Annotated in this window: 5 protein-coding genes, 1 tRNA gene and 1 pseudogene; 6 read left to right on the top strand and 1 reads right to left on the bottom strand. The window is 61.0% G+C overall.

What is annotated here, in order from left to right; translation table 11 throughout:
- Positions 1-432: pseudogene (locus tag Q0K43_RS09685) on the top strand (type I glyceraldehyde-3-phosphate dehydrogenase); the annotation flags it as partial.
- A 78-nt stretch (positions 433-510) separates the two neighbouring features.
- On the opposite strand, the gene Q0K43_RS09680 reads toward Q0K43_RS09685, so the two are convergent.
- Positions 511-1,350, bottom strand: a complete 840-nt coding sequence (locus Q0K43_RS09680) for a pyridoxamine kinase (RefSeq protein WP_297290336.1) — start codon at positions 1,348-1,350, stop codon at positions 511-513.
- A gap of 121 nt (positions 1,351-1,471) precedes the next feature.
- Between Q0K43_RS09680 and Q0K43_RS09675 the strand changes: the two genes are divergently transcribed.
- The 5 genes from Q0K43_RS09675 to Q0K43_RS09655 form a co-directional block, all read left to right on the top strand.
- A tRNA-Leu gene (locus Q0K43_RS09675) sits at positions 1,472-1,556 on the top strand.
- Between the two features lie 64 nt (positions 1,557-1,620).
- Positions 1,621-2,922 (top strand): M18 family aminopeptidase, encoded by a 1,302-nt coding sequence (locus tag Q0K43_RS09670; protein WP_297290335.1) that lies wholly within the window; start codon positions 1,621-1,623, stop codon positions 2,920-2,922.
- Between the two features lie 169 nt (positions 2,923-3,091).
- Positions 3,092-3,793, top strand: coding sequence for an ABC transporter ATP-binding protein (locus tag Q0K43_RS09665; RefSeq protein ID WP_297290334.1), 702 nt, complete (start codon positions 3,092-3,094; stop codon positions 3,791-3,793).
- A gap of 1 nt (position 3,794) precedes the next feature.
- Positions 3,795-6,104 (top strand): ABC transporter permease, encoded by a 2,310-nt coding sequence (locus Q0K43_RS09660; RefSeq protein ID WP_297290333.1) that lies wholly within the window; start codon positions 3,795-3,797, stop codon positions 6,102-6,104.
- Positions 6,105-6,124: 20 nt separating this feature from the next.
- On the top strand, positions 6,125-6,495 hold a 371-nt coding region (locus tag Q0K43_RS09655), incomplete at its 3' end, for a biotin/lipoyl-binding protein (protein WP_297290332.1).

Below are 6,495 nucleotides of genomic sequence, written 5' to 3'. Positions count from 1 at the left end.
GACTGGCGTGGTGGCCGCGCTGCTGCCGGCAACATCATCCCCTCCTCCACCGGCGCCGCCAAGGCCGTGGGCAAGGTCATCCCCGAGCTGAACGGCAAGCTGACCGGTATGTCCATGCGTGTTCCCACCCTGGACGTGTCCGTGGTTGACCTGACTGTCAACCTGGCCAAGCCCGCCAAGTACGACGAGATCTGCGCCGCCATGAAGGCCGCCTCCGAGGGCGAGCTGAAGGGCATCCTGGGCTACACCGAGGACGCCGTTGTTTCCTCCGACTTCCTGGGCGACGCCCGCACCTCCATCTTCGACGCCGGCGCCGGTATCGCTCTGACCGACACCTTCGTGAAGGTCGTGTCCTGGTACGACAACGAGTGGGGTTACTCCAACAAGGTCCTGGACCTCATCGCTCATATGTATTCCGTGGACCACAAGTAAGTTACTTGAATCCAAAAAAGGGACGCTGCATTAGCAGCGTCCCTTTTTTATCTTTGTCTCTCTGATGTTAGGCGGCGTTTACACCAGTTCCTTCAGCAGGGGCTCAAACTGGACCCCTTCCAGAGGCGAGGTACCCGCCGCCAGGGTATGGGCCACGCACCGCTGAACAAAATCCACCGCCTGCTGCACAGACCCGGGCAGCTCGTCCCCCCGCATCAGCGCCCCCAACAGCACGCTGGCAAAGAGATCGCCGGTACCAGGGAAGTGGGCGGGCTCCTGGTGGGCCATGGCAAAACCGGTCTGTCCAGTCATGCGGTCAAAATACCCGGCCCCGATCTGCCCCTCTTCCAGGCCCACACCAGTCAGCACCACCGACCGCTTTCCTTTCAAACTCAGCCGTTCCAGCCAATTACGGATGCCCTCCCTGTCGGTGGGCCTGTCCCCATAGTCCTCATCCAACAGCAGGGCGGCCTCGGTCCAGTTGGGGGTGATGCAGTCGGCCTGGTCAGCCAGCTGACGCATTTGAGCGCACAGGTCTGGGGTACAGGTGCGGTAGGGCTTTCCGTGGTCTCCCATCACCGGGTCCACCAGCACCCGGGTGTGTTCTCCCCGGAACTGCTGATAGAATCTCTCAATGATCCGGATCTGGTCTGCCGATCCCAGGAAACCACTGTAGATGGCGTCAAAGGTCACGCCCAGCTCCGCCCAATGGGCCGTGGTCCCCTCCATCTGGCCGGTCAGGTCCAGAAAGGTGGCTTTATCGCTGGGCGGGAAGGCGGTATGGGCAGAGAGGCTGGCGGTGAGCAGGGGGCAACACTGGCTGCCCATAGCGGACAATACGGGTAGTACCACCGTCATGGAGCAGCGGCCAAAGCCTGAAATATCCTGTATGGCAGCAATCCGGGGTGCAATTTCCATGGTATGGTTCCTCCTTTGGCCTGCATATGCCATCTCATTATAATGCCTTCCCGTCCAGCCCGCAACCCCCTCTCGCAATTGACATTTCCCTCCACGGATGCTAAACTAATGGACACGACAGGCGGGTATGACGGAATTGGCAGACGTGCAGGATTTAGGTTCCTGTGCCGCAAGGCGTGTGGGTTCGACCCCCACTACCCGTACCATTCCGCCGCGGACGTTAATGCGTCCGCGGCTTTTTCGGATGTCTTGCCCAGGAGGTTATCAAACATGGACACACTGCACCAACTGATGGACTTTATCTCCCGCAGCCCCAGCCCTTACCATGCCGTCGCCAGCGCCGCCGCCCTGCTGGAGGGGGCGGGCTTTGCCCGGCTGGAGGAGTGCGCGTCCTGGACCCTGGAGTGGGGCAAGGGCTACTACACCACCCGCAACCAGAGCAGCCTCATCGCCTTCCGGCTGCCCAAAACCGCCCCCTCCGGCTGGCGGATGACCGCCGCCCACAGCGACTCCCCCACCTTTTATATCAAGGGCGACGTGTTGGAAGGGGACAAGCGCTACCTCCGTCTGTCCGCCGAGGGCTACGGCGGTATGAACTGCGCCTCCTGGCTGGACCGTCCCCTCACTGTGGCCGGCCGGGCCATTGTCAGAACCGCCCAGGGCGTAGAGGGCCGCCTGGTCTATCTGGATCAGGATCTGCTCACCATCCCCAGCCTGGCCATCCATCAGCAGCGGGACGTGAACCGTGGCCACGACTACAACGCCCAGAAGGATATGCAGCCCCTGTACGGCCTGGCGGGCAGCCCCTCCCTCACTCAGCTGGTGGCCCAGGAGCTGAACGTGACTGCCGAGGATATTCTGTCCGCCGACCTCACCCTCTGCCCCCGGCAGCAGCCGGTGGTGCTGGGCCCCGCCGGAGAGCTGTTCCAGGCCCCCCGCATCGACGATCTGGGCTGCGCCTACGCCACCCTGGAGGGCCTGCTCACCGCCGCGTCCCAGGACCAGCTGGGCCAGGTCTACTGTCTCTTTGACAACGAGGAAGTGGGCAGCGGCACCCGTCAGGGGGCCCTCAGCTCCTTCCTGCCCGACGTACTCTCCCGTATCGCCCATGTGCTGAAACTGGACGACCAGCAGATGCGGCAGGCCCTGGCCGGCAGTATGCTCCTCAGCGCCGACAACGGCCATGCCGTCCACCCCAACTTCACTGAAAAGGCCGACCCGGCCAACAAGGTCTACCCCAACGGCGGCGTGGTGATCAAACTGTCCGCCAACCAGAAGTACACCACCACCGGCCTCACCACCGGACTATTCAAGGCGGTCTGTCAGCAGGCCGGGGTGCCGGCGCAGATCTTCGCCAACCGGGCCGATGAACCCGGCGGCTCTACCCTGGGCAATCTGCTCAGCCAGGCCGTCAGCATCCCTATGGTGGATATCGGCATGGCCCAGCTGGCCATGCACTCTGCCGTAGAGACTGCCGGCAGCAAGGACCCGGCCTATATGGCCAAAGCCTGCGCCGCCTTTTTCCAGGCGGGATTTACCCCCTGCGCCGACGGCGTTTATCAATTTACATAATTTTTCCTGCGGACCGGAATCCGGTCCGCAGATTTTTTTATCCGGCCACTCCCCAGGGATTGAGAAAGTGGGTACGGCGTGTTATAATATGACATAATCCCACAAATAATTTTTGAAATTCCATCGTATTCCGTACTTTTTCACCAATTTTTGGGGAGGTGTCGCTCCTATGGCGGGGGTCCGGCTGGAACATGTATCCCGGGAATATAGCATGGGCAAAACGGTGATCAAGGCCGTGGACGACATCAGCTTTACCATTCCCGAGGGCAAGTACACCATCATCCTGGGGGCCAGCGGCGCCGGCAAGTCCACCGTACTCAACATTCTGGGCGGCATGGACTCCCCCACCGCCGGCAAAGTCTTTGTCAACGAGAAGGAGATCTCCGGCTTTAACAAGCGCCAGCTCACCCAATACCGCCGGGAGAGCATCGGCTTTGTCTTTCAGTTCTACAACCTGATGCCCAACCTGACGGTGGAAGAGAACGTGGAACTGGCCAGCCAGATCTGCCCCAATCCCCTGGACACCCGGGAGGTTCTGCGGATGGTGGGGCTGGACGAGCGGCGGCGGAATTTCCCCGCCCAGTGTTCCGGCGGCGAGCAGCAGCGGGGGGCCATCGCCCGGGCTCTGGCCAAAAATCCCGACGTGCTGCTGTGCGACGAGCCCACCGGCGCTTTGGACTATGTGACGGGCAAGGCCATCCTGGCCCTGCTGTACGATCTCTGCAAGCAGAGCAAAAAGACGGTGGTGGTGGTCACCCACAACGGAGCCCTGGCCCCTACCGCCGATGTATTGATCCGCATGAAGAGCGGCAAGATCGAATCCTTTGAGGAAAACCCCAACCCGGTGCCCGTACAGGAGCTGGAGTGGTAACATGATCTGGAAAAACTTCTTCCGCGACCTGCGGCGCACCGCCTCACGGCTGATCTCGGTGAGCGTCATCACCATGATCGCCGTGGTGGTGTATACCGGTCTCAGCGGGATTATCTACAATGTGGACCGGATCATGGGGGATTACTACGACGCCCAGAACGTGGCCGACTACTGGATCACCGGCGTGAATCTGGACCGCAGCGACTGCCGGGCCCTGTCCGCCGTGGAGGGGATCACCGGCGTTCAGCCCCGGGTGACGCTGGACGCGGAGGACCGCCATGACAGCGATCTGACCCTCACGCTCTACGGCGTACCCGACTTCTCCATCAATACCCCCTATATCGTGGAGGGTTCCCTGCCCCAGAACAGCCGGGAGATCTTTCTCAGCGACGAGTACGCCGCCGCCCACGGTCTGGAGGTGGGGGATTGGTACGAAATCACCCTCACCGGTTTGGGGGTCCACCTGCGCCTCCAGATCTGCGGCGTGGGCAAGGACCCGGAGTGTCTCTATAATATCAACGCCACCAATCCCTCCCCCGACCTGTCCCGCTTCGCCTTTGCCTATGTGGACGAGGAGGTCCTGAGCAGTGTAATGGGAGCCAACCAATATACCCAGATCTGCATCACCACCGCCGATGGCGTCCCCCCTTCTGCCATCCGGGAATCCATTGACGACGCGCTGGGCAACAAGGTGGTCAACATTCTGGCCCTGAAGGACAACCAGCCCGCCTACTCCCTCATGGAGGGGAAAAATAACCTGACCCCCATCCTCACCTTCTTCCCCACCCTGTTCTTCCTGTGCGCGGTGCTGATGATGGTGAGTACCATGAACCGGCTCATTGAAAATGCCCGTATGGACATCGGCACCTTCAAGGCTTTGGGCTATAACGACCACACGATTTTGATCTACTATCTGCTCCATGCCCTGCTGGTGGTGATCGTAGGGTTTCCCATCGGCGCGCTGCTGGGCAAATATGTCTCCGCCCTCATTGTGTGGACCATTGCCACCGGCTGTGACTTGCCCCCGTACACCATCGCCCACGACTTTTCCGCCTGGGGCCAGGCGGCAGGTCTCACCGCCCTGTGCTGCCTGGGCAGCGCCTGGCTGGTGGCCCGCTCCCTGCTGAAGGAGAGTCCCGCCCAGTGTATGCGTCCCAAGCCGCCCAAAAACGCCAAGACCGTGTTGCTGGAGCGGATCGGGCCTCTGTGGCGGCGACTGGGCTTCAATACCAAATACGTCATCCGCAACACCTTCCGCAACAAGGTGCGGATGATCACCTGCGTCGTGGGCATCGCCTTTTGTATGGCGTTGGTGTTTATGGCCTTCGCCATCAAGGATTCCATGGACACCTATTCCAATGCCCTGGCCCATAACCAGAACAAGTATGACGTGATGGCCAGCTTGAATACCTCTGTTACCGAGGCTCAGTACAGCCGGCTGACCACCGCCCCCAGTGTCACCGGGGCGGAGCTGGAAATGACCACCGCCTGCTGGATGTATACCGACGATCACCTGGCTACCTCCACCCTGACGGTCACGGAGGATACCGTCTCCCTCCATCTGTATGATCCCTACGCCACCGGCTCTCTCACCCTGCCGGAGGACGGGGTGGTGCTGGAGAAGCTGCTGGCCGACGAGTTGGGCGTGAAGGCGGGGGACGTTATTACCTTGCGTTTTACAGGGGATAACCATTACTATACGTTAAGAGTTTCAGAGGTCAACCGCTGTGTCAGCGGCGCCTATATCAGCCGCAGCCTGTGGCGGGAGCTGGGCAAGCCCTACACACCCACCACCGCCTATCTTACCACCACCGACGCCGCCGCGCTGGAAGGGGAGCTTGACCGCTATGATTTTGTGGATGGCTGGCAGACCCGTCAGGCAGTAACCGCCGCCGCGGTGGAGAAGATGACCAATACCTCTATGGTAGTGTACATCCTGATTCTGTTTGGCGGCGGGCTGGCCTGCATTGTCATTTACAACCTTGGCATCATGAGCTTTTACGAACAGATCCGCAGTCTGGCCACACTGATGGTACTGGGGTTCTATGAAAAGGAGATCAAAAAATTACAGCTGAGTGAAAACCTGATCTTCGCCGGGGCCGGCATCCTGTGCGGCATCCCGCTGGGGATCGCTCTGGACCGGTTCCTGATCCTGTCTGTCACCGCCATGCCTCTGGAGGTGGTCATCACGCCTGGGGCCATCGGCCTGTCCTGCGCTGTAACGATGGTGTTCGCGCTGGGCGTCAATGTGATCATCGGGCGGAAAATGCGGGAGATCGATATGTTGGGCGCGCTGAAGAGCGTGGAATAGCACACGGGGGTGTATCTTTTATGAAAGCTGTGTATTGGCGGCGGGGCGCGGCCTTTTCGGCCGCTTTGGGTCTGTTTTTGTTGAGCGGCTGCTCAGGTTCCGACCAGGACGAGTACCGCACCGTCCAGCCCGATACCGGCCCGGTGGAGTACCGGGTGGAGGATACCGGCACCGTGACCTACGCCGACAACTACACCATCGTCCCCACCGTCAGCGGCACCGTAACGGAGTGTACCTTCCAGGAGGGGGACAGCGTGACGGCGGGCCAGACGCTGTACACCATTGACTCCGACGCACTGGAGGATCAGATCGTTCAGGCCCAGCTGTCGGTGGACAGCGCCCAGGCATCCCTCAGCCAGGCCCAGGCCGCCTGCGCCGACCTGACGGTGGT

It is taken from the genome of uncultured Flavonifractor sp., from assembly GCF_944383115.1.
Lineage (GTDB): Bacteria > Bacillota > Clostridia > Oscillospirales > Oscillospiraceae > Flavonifractor.
Note: the sequence above shows the minus strand (reverse complement) of the source record. Positions and strands in the feature narration are given on the sequence as shown.

Coding starts and splice junctions, on each gene's coding strand:
- Q0K43_RS09680 (WP_297290336.1), bottom strand. CDS start 1,350: ATGGAAATTGCACCCCGGATTGCTGCCATACAGGATATTTCAGGCTTT.
- Q0K43_RS09670 (WP_297290335.1), top strand. CDS start 1,621: ATGGACACACTGCACCAACTGATGGACTTTATCTCCCGCAGCCCCAGC.
- Q0K43_RS09665 (WP_297290334.1), top strand. CDS start 3,092: ATGGCGGGGGTCCGGCTGGAACATGTATCCCGGGAATATAGCATGGGC.
- Q0K43_RS09660 (WP_297290333.1), top strand. CDS start 3,795: ATGATCTGGAAAAACTTCTTCCGCGACCTGCGGCGCACCGCCTCACGG.